We start from the raw sequence: 18,941 nt of genomic DNA on the forward strand, positions 1-18,941 counted from the left end.
TTGTGGTGGAGTGCTCTGATCATGAGGTAAGTATAGATGGGGCGTGTCCTCCAACACAGTCCTCAAAAGTGGAAGAAAAGGAGGAGTTTTGAAAAGCAGGAAGACACCCTGTTGGGGAGAAGGAGGCGCTAGAGCAGCGAGCGGGCACGTGCCAGGGCCACCGCCTGTGTGCGGTTGCCCGCTCCCAGCTTGCCGAACAGATTACTGACATGTTTCTTGACGGTGTCCAGGGAAATCACCAGAGCCTGAGCGATGTCCTGATTGGAGGCTCCGGCTGCCAACAAGCTCAGGACTTCCTGTTCGCGTCGGGTTAATGAAATCCCTGGCGCGGAGGAGATGACCGATGGCTGCCGAGCCGAGGAAAGCGCAGGCTCGGATGTGGTTGCCCCCTCTGGCGATCTGCTCGCGCCCGACTGCTCCTGCTCGAAGGCAGCTAGCAGCTTTGTGATGGAGGCCGTGGTAGAGACTGCCCACTCGTGTTGCTGGGAATGTGGGATGAACAGCGCCTGGAGCGCCTCCTTCATCGGTTCGCCTTCATCCAGGTACACGCGCAGGTAGCCCTCTGGCTCCGTGAGAGCAAAGAGGCGCTCCGCGATCACGCGTACCTGCTCGTGCTGGCCTGCCTGGTGCAGCGCTACCAGCAACTGAGCCAGATACGTCATGGTGATCCTGACATTGGCCGGTCGATCCAGGTGTTCGCTCCAGCGTTCCAGCAAGTTCAATGCCTCCCGAAAGCGCCGCTGGGCGAAATACACGCGGATCACGATCGGGAAGGCATCATACAGGCTCCTGTCCCATGACCCCTCTGGAAAAAGGACACCACTCACCCAGTCGGACGCCTCCTTGAGCTGTCCTTGCGCCAGCCACCACTGCACTCGCACGATGGGTAACCAGCCAGAGAAGACCGCCGAGCGCTCGTGTTGCATCCACCGCTCCAGCTCGTGCAGCGCGAGCTCAGCATCCGACCACGCACCTCTCGCTAGCGCAACTCCTACGAACTCGATGTATCCTTCTGCGAGCACATCCAGATGCTGCCAGGTACTGGCGTCATGCACGACCGTGTCCAGCAAGCTGCGTGCTTCCTCCAGGCGGTTCCACTGATAGTACACCCGTGCCAGCACAACTTCAAAGTAGCCTTTGAGCAGGACATAGCCTGCTGTTTGCCCGATCAGATCAAGAGCCGCCAGGCTCTCCTCATACGCCAGGTGCAGTTGTCCCGCCTCCAGCGCCGCCATTGCCAGCCATTGCCCGACCTTGTAGGTGGCATGGCGGCTTTCCGACCGGCTCGCCCGCTCATAGGCTGCCAGCAGCCGCGGCACCAGGTTCGCTCCCTCTTTCCGGACTGTGTAGTGAAGCAGGAAGCTACAAGCGAGCGGCACGAGCTGCCAGATCGCCTCCTCCTCGCGCTCAAGCTCCTCCTCGATCTCCTGCTCCATGCTCTTCATACGCTCATCATCCCCATGGGCCACGGCTTCCCAAAAGACCAGGTGGATCTGGAGCAGGCGCAGACGCTGGGGCAGCAGAATGTCCTTGCCGGGCTGGGCTTCTCGACCTTCGGTGTGAGAGAGGGCGCCTGCTCTTGTGGCCGAGATCTCCTGATCAATCTCGCCACCAGGCAGCCGCAGGAGCGTTTGCACCCGTGTCATGAGCTGCCGGGCCTCCTGAGAGCTTCTGGTGCGCCGGTCCTGGGTGGTCTGAGTCACCGTGGAGAGCAGGTAGAGCGCTGTCGTGAGCAAAAGGTGTGCGTGCTCGCGCACCGTCTGCTCTGGCAGTATCAGTGCCCAACGGGCCATCGTCGCTATCTCTCCACGCAGCCAGAACTCTTCGACCGTCTGCTCCAAGAGATTGGCTGCCATAGAGTAGTCAGCAGCTTGGAGGGCATGGCTTATCGCCTCGTGAACGTCGCCCTCTGCCTCATAAAAGGCGGCGGCCCGGCGGTGCAAAAGCGGCGCCCTCTCTGGCTGGGTCGTGTGCAGAACGGCGAGCAGCGCTTCGCGGAAGAGCTCGTGCAGGCGATAGCTGTGTCGCTCCTCATCCAGCGGCACGACAAAGAGGTTGGCTCGCTCCAGGAAGACGAGCATCTGTTGGCTGGCTGCCCTGGTGGGTGCAGCGGTCACGGCCTGGCACGCGGCGGCGTCCAGGCGCGAGAGGAGAGCGCTCTTGAGCAGAAAGTCGCGCACGCTCTCAGGCAAACGGACCAGGATCTCCTCTTGGACGTAGTCCAAGAGATACCGCTGGCTGCCGGTCAACGCCTCAAGATAGGCCGTGCGATCTGCGCGTTTCTGTAGGGTAAGCGCGGCCAGGTGCAAGCCAGCGATCCAGCCCTCGGTCCGGCTCACCAGCCTACGCACCTCGTCGGCTTCGAGCGCAGGGGAGAGCAGCTGGCCCAGATACTGGCTCGCCTCCCCCTCTGCAAAGCGCAGTTCGTCTGCACGGATCTCGGTCAGGTGTCCGCGCACCCGCAGGCGTGCCAGGGGCAGATCCGGGTCCACGCGGCTGGAGAGGATCAGATGGACGTGAGCAGGCAGATGCTCCAGGAAGAAGCTCATGCCCTCGTGAATGGCGGGCTCTTGGATCACCTGATAATCGTCCACAATCACTACGATGGGGGCAGCATGCCCCTCACAGTTTTCCAGTTCCTGGAGCAACGCCGTGAGCATGGTGGAAAGCGGCGGCGGCTGGGGTGATTGCAGCAGCGCCATCGGGCTTGCTCCAAAGCTCGGGGTGAAGCTGGGGCAACGGCGCAAGGCGGCGATGAGCGCGACCCAGAAGCGCGTCGGCGTCGTGTCCAGGTCATCCAGCGAGAGCCAGGCGATCTGGATCTTTCGCCGACTGGCCCAGGCGGCCAGCAACGTCGTTTTGCCAAAGCCTGCCGGGGCGCAGACGAGCGCGAGCCTGGTGGCAATCGCTTCATCGAGCGCGGCAAGCAAGCGCTCGCGCTCCACCAGCGCATCCGGCAAGCGCGGTGGGGAGAGCTTGCTGGAAAGGAGCGCTATTCCCTGGGAAGTCGAGCGGGCAGGCTTCTGTTCGGGCAAGAGCATCCTGGAGGTCTCCTCTAAGCGAGCCAGCGAGAGGGTCTGCGTCCGTCCCAGATAGCGCTTGCGGGTGCGGCGATGGTGCGTGCGATAGGCATACCAATAGCCGCTTCCACGGGAGCGGGCTTCTTTGAGGACCGAGATACTTCCCGCTTGCCCCTCAAAGGCAAAAGCGGCGTGTTCGTCCAACCAGCGAGCAAATGCTGACTGGTCTTCTGGAAGGAAATCTTGCTCGGGTTGGCCGTGGCTATAGAGGGTGTAGTGCTTGTGCTCGTGTGACCAGATGAGCGCATGGACTAATGGTTTAGGCATCGTTTCCTTCCCTTGCTGTTGGGTATTCCACCCCCAATCCCCAACACGCAGAAGTATACCACACCCAAAGGTCGAACCGCGAACCAGCATGTCAGTCTGGGCATGGAACGCTCCATCGCTGTGAGGCCGCTGAGATGTCCCGGAGAACAGGTGCCTTCGCAAGTCGTGTGGTCACCGCGCGCAGGTGGCAGCAATCCGTCCCCTGGAACCGTGTGCGCCCCGGGCATTTCCACGGGCGTCCCACGAGCAGAGGATCATGCAGGCTCGGGCTGGTCTCTCGTTCTCTCTCCTGGAGAGTTTCCCTCTCTCAAAATCGGCCGTTAAATGCGTCCCGAAATCGTCCCAGCCTGTTGAAAAAGTCCGGGGTTCCCCGTTCAGTCAAAGAGCAGAGGGCGTATCCCTCTTGCTCTTTGTCCCTCATCCGTTCCTTTGCGGAAGGGTCCAGTTGACGGAGCGATACCCCAACAGGCCAGTTTGAAAGAGGTTCTTTCTATGGATGCAGCTGTTTTATATGCGTATGTGTAAATTTGGGAAATAAACTGGTGGAATCTTACCAATTATGCTGGTGACTTTTTGTTCACTCTCTTTTCTATGTGCCTCTGGAATAGCTCCACAGGCTAAAAAGTAGAAATGCTTTCAACAGAGTAATTGCAAAGAATCACCAACTTATTTCCCAAAGAAACCATGCGTCGCAGCCGCACCACCCGGCATGGAACTGAGGATGAGACGACAAAAAGCTCTTGCTATCCAGGAGTTCCAGACGAATTTACACATGGTGTCCACCTGAAACGAAAAATTATGCGAGAAAAAACAGTCATACGGTGTCGTTTGTTAAAAAACGAATGCCAAACACAACATGGAAAAGTTATGCGAGAAACAGAAACAGTGCCTTTCATCAATGATGCCGCTTCTTAGGCCGCTTGAAGAAATCTTCTAGAAAAATTTTCTGGAGAAAAGCGAAAAGTATCCTGAGAAACATCAGGAGAAGAGGAGGGGTTGATAGGTTTGGATTTGATCCATAGAGTTTTTCCGCAAGCGCTCCTTAAGATAGTCGATTTTCTCTTTTATCATACGTTAGCGCAAGCGTTTTCCGCAATTTTTGCCGTGACGAAAAAAGACGCCGCTCTGTTGTCACGTTTTTGTGGGCTCACTTGTCTCCATTCCAGAAGTGCTTAAAAAGCAATTACGCAAAAACGAAAGAAACAATAAAGAGGAGCAAAACATGAATATTTTTGTAACAGGTGCAACTGGTGTGTTAGGCAAAACCCTTGTCCCCAAATTAGTCGCCGCAGGGCATACGGTTTCGGCGATGAGCCGCACACCTGAGAACGATGATCGCTTGCGACGTGCAGGGGCGCATCCGGTGCGGGTGGACCTCTTTGATGTCGAGGCACTCAAGCAGGTGTTGGCTGGTCACGAGGCCATCTACCACCTCGCGACGAAAATCCCCCCCGCGACGCAGATGGGGCGGCGTTCGGCCTGGCTGGAGAATGATCGCCTGCGCCGGGATGGGGCACGCAACCTCGTCGAAGCCGCGCTGGCCGTGGGCACGGTCCAGACAATCATCTATCCCAGCTTCAATTTTCTCTACCCAAGCAGCGGCAATACCTGGTTGGATGCCCAGGCAACTCCCGTCAAAACGGCAACCCTTTCCTCAACCGTCGAGGCTGAGGAGGCTGTGGCGCGCTTCGCAGAAAGCGATCCGACCAAGCAGCGCCGCGGGATCTCGCTGCGGCTGGGCTCATTTTACGGGCCGGAAGCGCCTTCAAGCTGGGAGATGTTGGACTACGCGCGCAAAGGGATTGGTGCTCTTCCCGGTGCACGTGCTGGCTATCTACCACAAATCTGGTTGCAGGATGCCATCAGTGCTCTGCTGCTTGCGCTGACCGAACCGGTGCCTTCCGGCGTCTATGACATTGTCGATGATGAGCCCGTGACGCGCGCACAGATGTTCACGCTCCTTGCTCACGCTGTCGGTCGCAAACGTCTGCTGGTCCTGCCGGATCTGCTGATGCGCCTGATGACGGGGGCCAAGTATGCCGATATCAGCCGCAGTCTGCGCATCTCCAATCGTTTGTTCAAAGCAGTCAGTAGCTGGCAACCCACCGTCCCCAATGCGCGAATAGGTTGGGATCTGATGGCACAGATGCAGAACAAGTAGGAGGGAACAATGGCAGTCGAAGAACACAAGAAAAACGATGAAGCAGCAATCCAAGGACTCCTAGACGATTGCATCAGATCGCTTCATGACAAGAACATCGAAGGCATCATGTCTCTCTACGCGCCGGAGGTCGTGTCGTTCGACATCGTGCCCCCGCTGCGATATGTGAGAGCAGATGCATTCAGAAACGTTTGGGAAGAAGTATTCTCGTCGTTCCAGGGTCCGATCGGCTATGAAATGCACGACCCCACCATTACTGTGGGCTATGACGTTGCATTCGCCCACAGCCTCAACCAGATAAGCGGAACCATGAACACCGGGCAGAAGACCGATCTCTGGCTGCGTTGGACCGCCTGCTTCCGTAAGATCAACGGCACGTGGCTGATCGTGCATCATCAGAACTCGGTGCCTGTCGATCTGCAGCATGGCAAAGCGGTGCTCGACCTCAAGCCATAGGAAACTGGCTCAATCTTGGTGAAAGCATATCAGCAAGAAAAGCATGGCGCTTCATTCTCTGCGGAGAAAAAGAAGCGCCATCCTCAGATAAGCTCATCATTCACCTAAATTGGGCCAGACTCACAAAATAAAATGATTTACAGCCAGGCTTATGAAGCCACTGTCCCTTACTACGAGAATAATACTCTGAGGTAGACTTTATCCAATCGATAGACAAAAAACGAAAGGCAGAGTAAGCTTCCCTTAAAATTCTTACCAAGGAAAAAGAAGAGATGCTGACACTGCCTACAAGGATTATACACGTCTTACGCCATTTTGAAGAGGCTTTCAGCGAGCGCGTATGGGAATGGGCCAAAGTGCTCTTGATCGGGGCCATTCTGGCCCCCGGAGAGAGAACCGTTGCAGCAATCCTGAGAGTGATGGGATGCTCGGACGAAAAGCAGTTCCAGAACTATCACCGCGTCCTTAATCGCGCCATCTGGTCTTCGCGAGAACTGAGTCGGCGCCTGCTGGTGTTGTTGGTGTGTCTGTTTGTTGCAGGAAACGAGCCAGTCATCCTGGGCCTTGATGAAACGATAGAACGCCGAAGAGGCCGTAAGATTGCTGCACGAGGGGTCTATCGTGATCCCGTTCGTAGTAGTAAGGAGTTTTTTGTGAAAACGAATGGTTTGCGCTGGATCTCGATGATGCTGCTGACCTCTATCCCGTGGGCACAGCGGGTGTGGGCCTTGCCTTTTTTGAGCGTTCTGGCTCCTTCGGAGCGCTATCATGAGGAGCGCCACATGCGGCACAAAACCATCACCGATTGGGCCTGGCAGATGATCCTGCAAGTCTTTCGCTGGCTCCCTGGTCGAAGCCTGGTCATCATCGCTGATGGAACCTATGCCGTGCTGGATTTCTTGCTGAAAGTCAGCCGCTTGCCTGGGGTGAGCGCCATCACGCGCTTGCGCTTGGATGCCTGTTTGTATGATCCGGCTCCTGCACGTGAAGCTGGCAAACGCGGTCGCACAGCGCTCAAAGGCCCCGCGCAACCCAAGTTGGCTCAGCGTCTGAAAGATCCCGCGACGCAGTGGGAGAAACATACCCTCTCCTGGTATGGAGGCACAACGCGTGAGATGGAGATTGCGACCGGCACGGCTCTGTGGTATCAATCTCCCGTTCCCCCTGTTGCGATTCGTTGGGTGCTCATTCGTGACCTTGCTGGCCAATACGAGCCGACAGCCTTGCTGTGCACCGATCTCCACGCTCAGGCGGCTCAGATCGTGGAGTGGTTTGTCTTGCGCTGGACAGTCGAAGTCACCTTTCATGAGGTGCGTGCGCATCTGGGCGTCGAGACGCAACGCCAATGGTCGGATCTGGCGATTCTGCGTACCACTCCTGCATTGTTGGGCCTGTTTTCGCTTGTCACCATTTTTGCGCAGCAATTGCTGGATGCTCAAGCGTTTCCTGTGCGCCAGGCCGCTTGGTACTGCAAAACCTTGCCGACCTTTTCGGATACGCTGGCTCTCGTTCGTCAGCATCTCTGGCCCTCCGCCTTTTTTTCGGTGTCGTCCACAGATGCCGACACCATTCAAATTCCACGAGTCCTTTTCGACCGCTTTGTGGATACACTCGCTTTTGCTGCTTGATCCGCACAATTCATCTGAAACATTTGGATAAAGTCTACCTGAGTATATCCCATAATTTTGGCTGTCTTTTTATTTCACGCGTTGCAGCGGCCAGATCAGGACCTTGAGCTGGTGTGAGTAGTGCAGGAGTGGCTGTGTGTCGGGAAGGGTGACCCCATGTGCCTGGGCCATGGTGTTGACCCCACTCTCTAGCTCGGCCTGCCAGAGGGGCCAGCGCATATGGTGAATATCGCCGCGATAGAGATGACGCCGCTTATCCAGAGCATACAGACAGTAGCGCTCGGTAAACCACTCCTCGACGGAGCCGGGCCGGGTGGGCGCCTCTTGTGGTAGAGGGCGATAGCGCGCCTGGTAATCAGCGGTTGGGGCACCACGATGAGTCCGATGGCTGGAATAGATGGTCATATCCTGTTCATGCGCGACCCGCATCTGGGCGTTAAAGTAAGGAAGATGAAAGAAGGCCCGCGCACTGGCAACGGCGATTGGGCTACTCGCATCTAGGCTGAAGAAATAGACCCCGGGAATCCCCTGCGCTCGCACATAGGTGCGCACATTAAGCTCAACTGTCGCGGAAAGACCAGGAACCTCGGGGAGAGTGCGCAGACGAATATGAGCCATCGTAAAGGGTACCACACCGATCCAGCATTCACCTTCATAGGTGTCCAGTTCCAGCTCTGGCGGAATAAGAGGACGTAACTGAGCAGGCTTGACAGGCCAGTGCGAGAAGAGCAGATCATTCCAGGTCTGAGTCATAATCCAGCGCGTATTGGGCAAGGGATAGGGACGGTGCGCAATATTCTCAAGTAGTGTTTGCATAGGCACATCAACTTCTTTACTGGCCAACGCTGCTAAAGCACGCGTCTACATATCATGGTACGGAGAATGTCGCGCCATGATATGTAGACGCGTGCTTTAGCAGCGTCGGGTCACTGCCCGATCCCTCGCCCACGCAGGAAGGGCCTGTGGGATGACGCAACCAGGCCGCTGGAAACCCTTAACTTAATGCGTCTAGGGCCACACCCTCTGGCTTCTCCACATCGCGCTAGTTCTCACTACCTACTATAGCGCGCTTTTACGCGCAAAGACAAATCGCTGCCAGCCATTCGGCAATCTTTGGCGAGGCCCGGGAGAAATTGGCAGGCCTCTTGCTATTTCGAAGAAGGTCACTATAATAGACCGTAGCATCATAGTATTGATAATTATGCATGCACTTATATTTTTTCTTTATTGTATAGGTAGTTTGTATGCCGCAAGAGAAGATCCAGCTTAATGGATATGAAATCACAGAGACTGTATTTCGAGGCCACTATAGTACTCTCTATCGAGGAGCGGCGCGTGATGACAAGCGTCCGGTCTTCATTAGAAACTGGCCCATGGCGCATATTGCTTCAGAACGTAAGCAGCAGCGCTTACAGGATGAAGTCGAGAAACTAAAAAGCCTCAACGAACATCCTCATATCCTGGATACCTATGAGCTGGTTATCGGAGAGCAGGGAATGGCTCTGGTATCCGAGGCCGCACAGCAGGTTTCGCTCCAGGCCCGGCTTGCGGACACCTCGCGGGTACCTTTTGCGCAAGAAGAGGCCTTCGCCATCATTGAACAGATTGGGAGCGCCCTGGTTGTCGCGCATGAGCAAGGTGTAGTCCACGCCAACGTCACGCCCGAGACTATCTACTTCCGCCAGGAGGGTGAGGCGGCACTGACCGACTTTCGCCTGCGGAATATGACTGGGGCCATTAGCGATTATCACGCCTATATCGAGGAAGCCGTTCCGCGCAGCTTATATATGGCCCCTGAGCAGTTTGAGGGGCGTGTCAGCCAGGCGGTTGATCAATACGCCCTGGCTTGCCTCGCGTATATGTTGCTTACAGGGCGCGCTCCATTTGCTGGCACGGCGCGCGCCACCCTTTTACAGAAGCACAAAAATGAGATGCCTGTCCCCCCCTCGCGCGTACGACCGAATCTTCCAGCCTCGGTTGATCCGGCTTTGCTACGTGCTCTGGAGAAAGAACCTTCGCGTCGCTTCCCCGACGTCCAGTCCTTTCTGGCCGCGCTCAAAGGCGAGGATAAAGAGGCACCTCTTATTCTTCCCGCATCAGCGGCTGGCTCGCCAGAGGAGCCAACTCAGGAGTTTGCGGCTCTCTCCGCTGTAACCCGGGAGACCAGTCCTGCTCTGGCTCCTAATATTGGCGACAATCACGAAAAAAAGCTAAGCAAGAAAAAGTTGTTGCTCTCGGTGTTACTTCCTCTACTTGCCTTGCTGGTCATCGTGACTACCATTCTTGCCCTACCGCGTCCCGCTCTTCCACCACTCCTGCAAGCTGTCGAGATAAATGTCGTGACGACAATCGCTCCAACCCCAACGCCCGTCATCACACGGGGTGTGACGCCAACCTCTACGGTCCAGCCCAGCCCTACGCTTCGCCCCTTACCAACTTCCAAGCCAACCTCGATCCCAAAGCCTATCCCAACCCCCACGACTCAGCCTGTGCAGACCACTCCGACCCAGATAGCTCAAGGTCAGGGGAATGTCTCGCCTGTCTTTGAATGCGTGCAGCCACATGGCAATAAATATGATGCCTACTTTGGCTATAACAATTCAGGCTCAAGTACAGTTACTATTCCCCAGGGAAGCACTAATATGCTTATACCAGAACAATATAATGGCTCCCAGCCAACGGTCTTTAATCCGGGTCGCCAGTACCATGTTTTTCGCGTCACCTTCTCCAATGGTGAGATAGTGATGTGGGCGCTGAATTATAAAATGGCGACCGGTAGTCAGTTTGGTCCAGGTTGTTGAAAGCTGGACTATACTGACTGCCGGTCGCGGGTCGGGGTATTATAGATGGCTAGAGATGGCTAGCCCTTGACGGAGCCTGCCAGGATGCCACGCACAAAGTAGCGTTGCATCGAGAAGAAGACGACCAGGGGTAGCGCCATTGAGATGAAGGCCGCCGCGGTCAGCACTTGATAGTTATTGCCATAGGTGTTGACCAGGTTGGCGATGATCAAGGTCATCGGTGCGTTCTGGGGGTTACCTCCCAGGAAGATCAATGAGATTAGCAGATCGTTCCAGACCCACATAAACTGGAAGATGGCCAGTGAGGCCAGTGCTGGCACCGAGAGTGGAAGAATGATGTTCCAGAAGATGCGCACATGCGAGGCCCCATCGATATGTGCCGACTCCATCAGATCGCTTGGCAATGCTGCGAAGAAGTTGCGCAGCAGGTAGATGGAGAAGGGTAGACCAAAGGCGGTATGTGCCAGCCAGACGGCGGCATACTGGCCGTTGAGTCCCAACATGGTATAGAGACCCAGGACGGGAACCAGGGCAATTTGCAGCGGAATAATCTGGAGCGCGACAATCCCCAGGAAGATCCAGTTCCGTAATGGGAACTTCATCCAGGCGAAGGCATAAGCTGTGATGGCTCCAACGAGGAGCGGGAAAATTGTGCCGGGAACGGCGATGATAATGCTATTGAGAAAGGCGCGTCCAAAGCCTTGAGCCTGGATCACATCCATATAGTTCTGGATGGTAAACTGCCAGGGCGGAACAAGGCCTGTCCACCAGCCGGTCGTATTAATCAGGGAGGGTGGACGGAAGGAACTGACAAAGAGACCAAAGGTAGGGACCGACCAGAGGAGGCCAATCGCGACGACCAGGGCAGCCACGAGTCCACTGCTGACACTGCGTGCCAGCAAGTGTCCCAGGTTTGAACGCTCCTGCTTTGGCTCCTTCAGCTTCGGCGCTGAAGTGACGACCTGTTCTGTGTTTGTCGTGCTCATCGTAACGCCTCCTCCTCCCGTATTCTGCGCACGTTAATATACATCACGGGGATAACCGTTATCAGTAGCAGAACCGCCAGGGCACTTGCCAGGCCATAGTTGTTAAACTGGAACAATTGATTATAGAACTCCATGGCTACCACATCGGTGTGGAAGTTGCCGCCAGTCATAATATAGACCACGTCAAAGATCTTAAGAATGCTGATGATCATGGTTGTCAGGACGACCACCAGGGTCGACTGGATCATCGGAACCATCACACGCCAGAAGAGCGTAAAACGGTTCGCGCCATCGATCTTTGCCGCCTCCAGGATCTCGTCTGGAATGCCTTTCAAGGCCGCCGAGATGATGACCATACAGAAACCGGTCCACATCCAGGTGTAGACGAGGATCAGCATAAAGTTGCTGAGCGTCGAGTCCTGCAACCAGGCGTGAGGCTGACCACCAAAGAAGGTGACCACGGCGTTGAGTAGTCCCGTTTGTGGCTGATCGGCGGGATCAAACTTATACACAAAGCGCCAGATAACGCCAGCCGCAACGAACGAGATAGCCATAGGCAGGAAGAGCGCCGATTTCACAATGCTCTCAATTTTGACGCGATCCACCAGGACCGCGATGAGCAGGCCTAGTCCGACCGTTAAGATGGTTGCCAGCACGAGCCAGAGCAGGTTATTTTTGATGACCTCCAGGAATGCCGGATTGGTAAATACCTGCTGATAGTTTCTCAGGCCCACAAAGGTGGTTGAGGTACTATTGTAAAAGCTCAGAATAACCGTATTGAACAATGGATACAGGAAGAACGTGATCTCCAGGATGAGGGCGGGTGCGATCCATACCAGCGCCCACCAGTAATTGGAGCTACGCGTTCTCCTTGTACGTGGAGATGTTGTGACTTGCTGTGTTGCCATACCCTGCATCCTTTATCTGTGGTGTGGGTGTGCGCTGGCAACCTGCGGCTGCCAGCGCACACCCACACACACCACCTACCAACCACGTCTTAGGACTGGTATGCCTGTTGAGCGGAGCTTTCAAGTGTGCTGAGAATGCTATCCAGCGACTTGGGATCACTGACAAAGGAGACAATACCTTTCCAGAAGGCGGTCTGTAGTGCTCCAGGAACCAGGTCGCCCGCGCTCAGGCGTACGGCTGAGGCATTGATCATCTGTTGCGCGGCCTTGCTCGCGATAGCATTCGGATAATCGCTCGACTGGACGGCCTTGTTGACCGAGGTCGCACCACCACGTTTGACCCAGATGGTCTGCGCCTCCGCGCTCGAAATGTACTCTAGAAGCTGGCGTGTACCATCGTTATCTTTGAAGGCCGCGATAATATCGGCGCCACCGATCACGTTGCCTTTGTACTTGTCCTCAATGCTGGGGAAGTCAAAGAAGGTGTAATCGGTACCAGCCTTCAGGCTAGCATACTGGGATTGGATAAATCCGGCGGTAAAGTCGCCCAGGAAGTACATGTAGGCTTTAGGCGGAGTCGCGAAAGGCTGATAGGACGCATCCTGGAAGTTTGTAGCCAGAATGGCCTGGGGCGCGCCATTGATATAGTGCTTGCCCTGCACGATGGTGCCAAACATCTGGAAGGCGTCCTTGACACTGGGATGCGTCCAGGGAATCTTATGGCTCGTCCACTGGTCGAACATGTCCGGGCCGTACTTTTTGATGTAGATCGTTGAGACCCAGTCGGTTCCAGGCCAGCCGCTGGAGGCCGCGCTCTCGATACCCAGCGCCCAGGGATATTTGCCGGCATTGGCGATCTTATCCGAGACCGCGATCAGATCGTTCCAGGTCTGGGGAATGGAGCCACCAACATCCTGGAAGTTTTTGGGGCTATACCAGACGGTCCCTTTGGTGTTGGCTTTGGGAAGGACGCCATAGAGCGTGCCCTGATAAGATGCCAGGTCGATCCAGGCCTTGCCATAGTTCTGCTGGATCTTGCTCATATCAAAAAACGCGTCCAGCTTGACCAGTTTCCCCTGGCTGGCATATTGTTGGAACTGGGGAATACCCGGCATACCAGCGGCATCGGGTGGATTATTGCCCCGCAGACGTGTCGAAAGGACGGCGTTGACGTCACGTGTAGACTCGATGTTGACGGTGATATTGGTTTTCTTGGTAAAGGCCGAGGTAATGGCCTTGAAGGAGTCCAGCTCCTCGCCACTCCACTGCGTCAACAGATCGATGCTCTTCACTTTGCTGGGCGAGCCGTTATTTGCGCCATTGCCAGCCGGAACGCCACCGCAGGCAGCCAGCAGGGCCGATGCGGCACTGACGCTCAGCCCTGCCGCCGTGGCTTTCTGCAAAAACTCGCGGCGTGGCATACTGCGGGTGGCAGTGTAATCCTCTACGAGTTGATCAATTTCTTTACGACGTTGACGATCAAAGATAAACATGAGACCCTCCTTGCGCTTCTCTGCGCGTAGTATTCATATATTAGAAACGGGACAAACTCTACAAATGGATTCAAATAGGCCATATTGGCCATAGAGGCGGTGAGAAGGTACATTTGTCCCTATTTCTCACAGCGGTTATGTATGAGAAACCCTATGGTCCTGGTTCTACGTTCCAGACCTGGACCGAGTGGTCTTCACCGCCTGAAGCGATCTTCTTGCCATTGGGCGACCAGGCGACGGCATCGACAACATTGTTATGCCCTCGATAGCTCAAAAGAGTCTGGCCCGTACTGGCGTTCCAGACCTGGACCGTGGTATCACGGCTGCCTGAAGCGATCTTGCTCCCATCGGGTGACCAGGCCACCGACATCACCTCTCCACTATGCCCATGATAGGTTAAGAGGCGTTGACCAGTCGTGGCATCCCAGACTTGGACGGTGGTATCACGGCCCCCAGTCGCGATTTTCTTGCCATCGGGTGACCAGGCCAGGCTATCTACGGGATCGCTAATGGTGTATGCATAGTTGAGATAGGTATAGCCTGTATGGGCATCCCAGATCTGCACATGGTCGTCGTGCCCACCCGAAGCGATCTTTTTGCCATCAGGTGACCAGGCTAATGTGCTAACCAGTTCCTTGCGATTATCGTAGGTGAGCAGGGTCTGGCCAGTATAGGCGGTCCAGACACGGACAGTATGATCCCAACTGCCCGAGGCGATATCATGCCCATCGGGTGACCAGGCTAGCGTCGTGACTTCCGCAGTGTGTCCGGTATAGGTCAAGCGATTCTGACCAGTGAAGGCATCCCAGACCTGGACGGTATGATCCCAGCTACCCGAGGCGATATAGCGTCCATCAGGCGACCAGGCGACTGTATCAACGACTTTTGCATGTCCATGATAGACGCTGACCAGTTCACCCGACTTTGCCTTCCAGACATGGACGGTGCCATCCCAGCTCGCGGAGGCAACATATTGCCCATCGGGCGACCAGGCCACCGCGCTGACAAAATCTGTGTGCTGGCGGTAGGTCGTAACCGCGACCCCCACCTGGCTGGCTAAATTCGTGGCGGCCAGGTAGAAATTCCCCAGTAGCATGACGCCAAAGAGAATACATGCCACTGCCAGAAACGGGAAGACTCGCTGCCAGCGTTGCGTTGGATGGACGTTAGGATGGTTTATACGCGACTGGATGTCGGCAAAACTTTGTGCCGACTTACGCACCGGGGTATCTTCATGCTTTAGTTGTTGACTATGTTGTTCTAGCAAAAGCGAGATACGCGGAATGGGCTGTACGCTAGGGGCAGGGAGACGTTTCAGTGCTGAAGCAAAAAACAGATAATCCTCTCGCGCCTGGCGACAGGAGGCACACGTTTTCAGGTGTGCTGCTAACGCCTCTTGTTCGGCGACGGAGAGATCTTCGGGCTTGAGCGCCAGCTTCTCCTTCCACCTGGCACACTGAGAAAAGAGATTCATTGCGCTTTTCCTCCCATGCCAGGTTTGCTATAGGTATCCACATATTTGCGATAGATCTGGCGCAGATCCTTTAAACCTCGACTGACATATTTGCTCACACTAGTTTCCTTCATACCAAGTAGTTCAGCGATTTTGTTCTGGGGAAGATCCTCAATGAGATGAAGAATCAGGCAGGGGCGATAGGTGGGCGAGACCTTCTCCAACGCCATTCGCAGCAGTTCTAGCTCTTCAACCCTCTTCTCAGGCCCTTCGATATAGAGATCATCGGATTGTTCCAGGTAGATCTCAAGCGATAACTCTTTTTTGTGCCGGGCGTGCTTCTTTAAATAGGTATAGGCACAATTGGTCGCGATGCGGTAGAGCCAACCGAGAAAATGCGTTGGTGAGCGCAGGCCGGGTAAGTAGGTCCAGACCTTGACAAAGGTCTCCTGCGTCAGCTCGCAGCCAACGCCATCATTCCCCACCATCCGGCTCAGGTATCTGCTAATCTGGCTATTGTACAATTCATACAAAGCTTCAAAGGCCCGTATATCGCCCAGTTGGGCCTGGGTCACGAGTGCGATCACCTCATTCTCGACCGCTGCACCACTCCCGTTCCTCTCGGCATCTGGGAATGACTGATCCTCAATCAAATACGCCATTGCCACGCTCCTTGTGAGCAGACACCCTTGTCTGCTTGTTTATCCCTCGCTCTATCCTCACTTATTGATGCGCTGCATATCTCTTGAAAGATTCAAATTCATGAGTGCAGTTCGCGACGCCGTTTCACCAAAGAACCTGCATGCTTGAAAGGGTATTTTCCTGTCTACTTATTATGACTCACTTCCCGCCCAAAACCTGACAATTCTTTGAGTTCTTGGCGAAAACTCATACTGAGGTGTAGTTGTAGATTTTGACTTTGCACTGGAGTAAATTTGACTTTGCATTGGAGTAGTGCTGACTTTGCGCTGGAGTGTGTGATGACCTCATTTCTCGCAATTAGTAAATAGCGTGAATGTTCGACGCTTTTTAGGGCGAAACCTGGGAAATCAGCGTGAAACATAGGAATCTTCTCTGCCGAGGCTGGAGAAACCGCTTCTCATCTGGGTTCTTCCATCACCATTTTGTAAATTAGGCTCTATTCGAGCAGAAAAGTTTGTTATGTGACCCAAAGCAATGAATGGTCAAAACGAGGCGGCCATTCATTGCTTTTTTGGGAAACTCCCAAGGAGTTTTGTGTGTTCCTCCATCGCCAGCTTCTCAACTTGCGGCCGCTTTTCTCGAAGCTGGTAGAGATAGATTCAGTATCAGATACTTGCTCATCGAGAGGACGAATAGCTAGCACTCGTGCTTGTCTACAGAACTGCAAGGCGTTGTTGTAAATCACAACATTAAACTGGTGCTTTTACAACAATTATCCTGGTGAGCAAGCCGCTCGGGATAGCGTGTTCATCAGGATAATTGTGGGATTCTTGCCATAATACTGTTGGGATTTACACCTTATCCAAGAACTCTACTACATCGCTGAGTTCGGAAATGCGGTGCCCTCCTTTAGAAGGGAAACATTCCAGTGGGTCGTATAATACCGAGACGGCTCCCACGGACAAAGCCAGTAATTCATCCGCATCTGGACTGTCTCCCACATGGATACATTGCGCGGGTTCTAGCTTACAAGCCTGCGAGAACATGCGAAAAATCGCAGGATCTGGTTTTCGGACCCCTACGACGTGCGAATCAAGAACCATTTCGAAATAGGAAAGGATATTGAGATCCTGCAAAGTTTGGCGAAGGTTTCCATCCCAGTTGGATATTACAGCAAGACGAATACCGCGTTGACGCAAGCATTCCAATGTGATAATGGCTTCAGGATCAAGAACCCACGTCTCTGGTAGCTGGTTCCAAACTTCATGTATATCTTGAGCCAATTGTCTGAGATTCCCTTGAACGCCAGCAGCCTGAAGCCCAACTACATGGTAAGTTAGCCACCATTCCAAGTGCTTGCTTGGCCCCTTATAGCGCTCTTGAAAAAAGCGTTCACAGGCAACAGCAGCCAACTTTGCTGCATCAGGTGCTAATGTAATGCCAATTTGTTCGCACAAGTATGCGAAACGCCTCGTCTTATGCACCCAGAGGTGTATTAGGGTGTCTCCCGCATCAAAAGTGACAGCTTTAATTATGGGCAACAATGTATACTGCTACCTTTCTCATACTCGAACGTGTGTAAACACCCCCGAGCGGTCAGTTCTTCCTGCTTCATCGTCGATAGCCAGCGCACGGGAACCTTTGGATCGGCCCTCCCGTTTTGGTCTCACATCAACTCCCCAGGCATTTTACGTCCGGCGGTAGCCACTCTCCAGGACGGCCAGCTTTACGCGTGAAGCTGGCGAAGCTCTTCTGTTGCGAACCACAGCAAATTCAAGGCGGCATTGAGATCCCGGTCGATCACCAGCCCACAGGCCACGCACTCATAGGTGCGGTGTTTGAGCGGCATGCGCTTTTTGACCTGCCCACAGCACGAACAGCGTTTGGTCGAAGGGAACCAGCGCGAGGCGATGAAGAGCTCTCCCCCGGCGTTGGCCACTTTGGTCTTGAGGAACTGCAACAGTTGCCCCATCGCGGCATCGGCCACGGCACGCGAGAGCTTCCGGTTGGCCATCATCCCCAGGATGTTGAGGTCTTCGATGCCGATGGCCCCACAGGTTCGCGCCAGTTCGGTCGTGAACTTGTGCTGGACATCCCGCCGGATGTTGGCGATCTGCTGATGCTTGCGTGCGACCTTGAGTCGTTGCTTCTCGTAATTCTTACTGAACACGGTGCGCCTGGTTTGCGGGTCTTTCGTCTTCTCTTTCTTACTGAGTTGGCGTTGCAGCTTGCCGAGTTTCTTGAGATGGAGCGCTAAAGGCCTTTGGTTCTCAAGCCTGCGCCCATCGCTCACCACAGCAGCGTGCTTTACGCCCACATCCACCCCCACCACTGCTTCGGGCGTTGTGGGGCGCTCCCGTGTGATGTCTCCTTGGATGGAGACGTACCAGTGCCCCGCTTCACAGCAGACCGTCGCCCCCAGGATCTTGACCCGTTCGCACACGACGTGCTTGCGCTGGTTGCGCTTCTTCCTGGGTGTGGTGGCTTTCCCCTTTTCGACGAAGCGCAGTTTTTCGGCGAGGTTCACCGTTCCCAGTTTGCGTAAGAGCTTGCCGCGGTCCTTCTTCGTTTGGCGCTGATCGAGGATGAAGCGGCCAAGTCCGGGAATCGAGATCCAATGGCTTCCCAAGGTGAATTTATCGTTGGAGAGATAAAACGACTCGTGCGACTTCCCCTTTTTCTTGTACTGCGGGTAGTTCGCTCTGCCCGCAAAGAAGTTGTCATACGCTTTCTTGAGGTCATCGAACGCACCTTCCACCACACACTTCGTCACCTGATAGGTCCACGGATACTCCTGCTCCCGGATCTGGTTGAATTGCTTCTTGAGTGCGAGGGCATGTGGCGGTTTGAGCACGCGCTGCTCTTGGGGAACGGTTTCCTGCTCAGCTGTATACGCCTGATACTGCTTCTCCCACTGCTCCCGTCCCCAGTTGTAGACAAACCGCCTCGTGCCACAGGCTCGTTTGAGATACTCCACCTGTTCAGGGGTGGGGTTCATCCGGATCTTGTGCGCGGTTTTCATCCTTGAGCGCCTTTTCTCCCGCTTTGCGGGAATTCCAGTTGAGC

The 18,941-nt window shown here is 54.8% G+C and carries 13 protein-coding genes; 4 read left to right on the plus strand and 9 right to left on the minus strand.

Annotation, left to right across the window (positions count from 1 at the left end; translation table 11 throughout):
* Positions 1-128: 128 nt before the first annotated feature.
* Positions 129-3,347: a winged helix-turn-helix domain-containing protein gene (locus KRAC_RS78850; RefSeq protein WP_274532193.1), complete on the minus strand. Its 3,219-nt coding sequence runs from the start codon at positions 3,345-3,347 to the stop codon at positions 129-131.
* A gap of 1,222 nt (positions 3,348-4,569) precedes the next feature.
* On the opposite strand from KRAC_RS78850, the gene KRAC_RS50400 reads away from it, so the two are divergent.
* The 3 genes from KRAC_RS50400 (at position 4,570) to KRAC_RS50410 (ending at position 7,592) form a co-directional block, all read left to right on the plus strand.
* Positions 4,570-5,508 carry an NAD-dependent epimerase/dehydratase family protein gene (locus KRAC_RS50400; RefSeq protein ID WP_007920571.1) on the plus strand — a complete coding sequence of 313 codons (939 nt, stop codon included), beginning with the start codon at positions 4,570-4,572 and terminating at the stop codon, positions 5,506-5,508.
* A 9-nt stretch (positions 5,509-5,517) separates the two neighbouring features.
* Positions 5,518-5,964 (plus strand): YybH family protein, encoded by a 447-nt coding sequence (locus KRAC_RS50405; RefSeq protein WP_007920572.1) that lies wholly within the window; start codon positions 5,518-5,520, stop codon positions 5,962-5,964.
* 272 nt (positions 5,965-6,236) lie between these two features.
* Positions 6,237-7,592 (plus strand): IS701 family transposase, encoded by a 1,356-nt coding sequence (locus KRAC_RS50410; RefSeq protein WP_007920573.1) that lies wholly within the window; start codon positions 6,237-6,239, stop codon positions 7,590-7,592.
* A gap of 69 nt (positions 7,593-7,661) precedes the next feature.
* Here KRAC_RS50410 and KRAC_RS50415 read toward each other — a convergent pair whose 3' ends face one another.
* Entirely contained in the window at positions 7,662-8,408 is a 747-nt protein-coding gene (locus KRAC_RS50415) for a YqjF family protein (protein WP_007920574.1), read from the minus strand.
* A gap of 428 nt (positions 8,409-8,836) precedes the next feature.
* On the opposite strand from KRAC_RS50415, the gene KRAC_RS50420 reads away from it, so the two are divergent.
* Positions 8,837-10,393, plus strand: a complete 1,557-nt coding sequence (locus KRAC_RS50420; RefSeq protein WP_007920575.1) for a serine/threonine protein kinase — start codon at positions 8,837-8,839, stop codon at positions 10,391-10,393.
* A gap of 59 nt (positions 10,394-10,452) precedes the next feature.
* Here the strand turns inward: KRAC_RS50420 and KRAC_RS50425 are convergent, their stop codons facing one another.
* From KRAC_RS50425 to KRAC_RS50455, 7 genes are all read right to left on the minus strand, one after another.
* Positions 10,453-11,379 (minus strand): carbohydrate ABC transporter permease, encoded by a 927-nt coding sequence (locus KRAC_RS50425; RefSeq protein ID WP_007920576.1) that lies wholly within the window; start codon positions 11,377-11,379, stop codon positions 10,453-10,455.
* Entirely contained in the window at positions 11,376-12,287 is a 912-nt protein-coding gene (locus KRAC_RS50430; RefSeq protein WP_007920577.1) for a carbohydrate ABC transporter permease, read from the minus strand. The genes KRAC_RS50425 and KRAC_RS50430 overlap by 4 nt, the downstream gene beginning before the upstream one ends.
* 89 nt (positions 12,288-12,376) lie before the next feature.
* Positions 12,377-13,780 (minus strand): ABC transporter substrate-binding protein, encoded by a 1,404-nt coding sequence (locus KRAC_RS50435; protein ID WP_040447480.1) that lies wholly within the window; start codon positions 13,778-13,780, stop codon positions 12,377-12,379.
* A 151-nt stretch (positions 13,781-13,931) separates the two neighbouring features.
* The gene (locus tag KRAC_RS50440) at positions 13,932-15,254 is read right to left on the minus strand and encodes a WD40 domain-containing protein (RefSeq protein WP_007920580.1); all 1,323 of its coding nucleotides are present in this window, start codon (positions 15,252-15,254) and stop codon (positions 13,932-13,934) included.
* A complete protein-coding gene (locus KRAC_RS64200) occupies positions 15,251-15,895 on the minus strand; it encodes an RNA polymerase sigma factor (RefSeq protein ID WP_007920582.1) in 645 nt (214 codons plus the stop codon). Before KRAC_RS64200 ends, KRAC_RS50440 begins: the two co-directional genes overlap by 4 nt.
* 831 nt (positions 15,896-16,726) lie before the next feature.
* The gene (locus KRAC_RS50450) at positions 16,727-17,419 is read right to left on the minus strand and encodes an HAD family hydrolase (protein ID WP_007920589.1); all 693 of its coding nucleotides are present in this window, start codon (positions 17,417-17,419) and stop codon (positions 16,727-16,729) included.
* A gap of 182 nt (positions 17,420-17,601) precedes the next feature.
* Positions 17,602-18,897 (minus strand): RNA-guided endonuclease InsQ/TnpB family protein, encoded by a 1,296-nt coding sequence (locus tag KRAC_RS50455; protein ID WP_007920591.1) that lies wholly within the window; start codon positions 18,895-18,897, stop codon positions 17,602-17,604.
* Positions 18,898-18,941: the final 44 nt, after the last annotated feature.

Source organism: Ktedonobacter racemifer DSM 44963, from assembly GCF_000178855.1.
Lineage (GTDB): Bacteria > Chloroflexota > Ktedonobacteria > Ktedonobacterales > Ktedonobacteraceae > Ktedonobacter > Ktedonobacter racemifer.

Excerpts from the sequence above, each read along its gene's own strand:
- KRAC_RS78850 (WP_274532193.1), bottom strand. The coding sequence starts at position 3,347 with ATGCCTAAACCATTAGTCCATGCGCTCATCTGGTCACACGAGCACAAG.
- KRAC_RS50400 (WP_007920571.1), top strand. The coding sequence starts at position 4,570 with ATGAATATTTTTGTAACAGGTGCAACTGGTGTGTTAGGCAAAACCCTT.
- KRAC_RS50405 (WP_007920572.1), top strand. The coding sequence starts at position 5,518 with ATGGCAGTCGAAGAACACAAGAAAAACGATGAAGCAGCAATCCAAGGA.
- KRAC_RS50410 (WP_007920573.1), top strand. The coding sequence starts at position 6,237 with ATGCTGACACTGCCTACAAGGATTATACACGTCTTACGCCATTTTGAA.
- KRAC_RS50415 (WP_007920574.1), bottom strand. The coding sequence starts at position 8,408 with ATGCAAACACTACTTGAGAATATTGCGCACCGTCCCTATCCCTTGCCC.
- KRAC_RS50420 (WP_007920575.1), top strand. The coding sequence starts at position 8,837 with ATGCCGCAAGAGAAGATCCAGCTTAATGGATATGAAATCACAGAGACT.
- KRAC_RS50425 (WP_007920576.1), bottom strand. The coding sequence starts at position 11,379 with ATGAGCACGACAAACACAGAACAGGTCGTCACTTCAGCGCCGAAGCTG.
- KRAC_RS50430 (WP_007920577.1), bottom strand. The coding sequence starts at position 12,287 with ATGGCAACACAGCAAGTCACAACATCTCCACGTACAAGGAGAACGCGT.
- KRAC_RS50435 (WP_040447480.1), bottom strand. The coding sequence starts at position 13,780 with ATGTTTATCTTTGATCGTCAACGTCGTAAAGAAATTGATCAACTCGTA.
- KRAC_RS50440 (WP_007920580.1), bottom strand. The coding sequence starts at position 15,254 with ATGAATCTCTTTTCTCAGTGTGCCAGGTGGAAGGAGAAGCTGGCGCTC.
- KRAC_RS64200 (WP_007920582.1), bottom strand. The coding sequence starts at position 15,895 with ATGGCGTATTTGATTGAGGATCAGTCATTCCCAGATGCCGAGAGGAAC.
- KRAC_RS50455 (WP_007920591.1), bottom strand. The coding sequence starts at position 18,897 with ATGAAAACCGCGCACAAGATCCGGATGAACCCCACCCCTGAACAGGTG.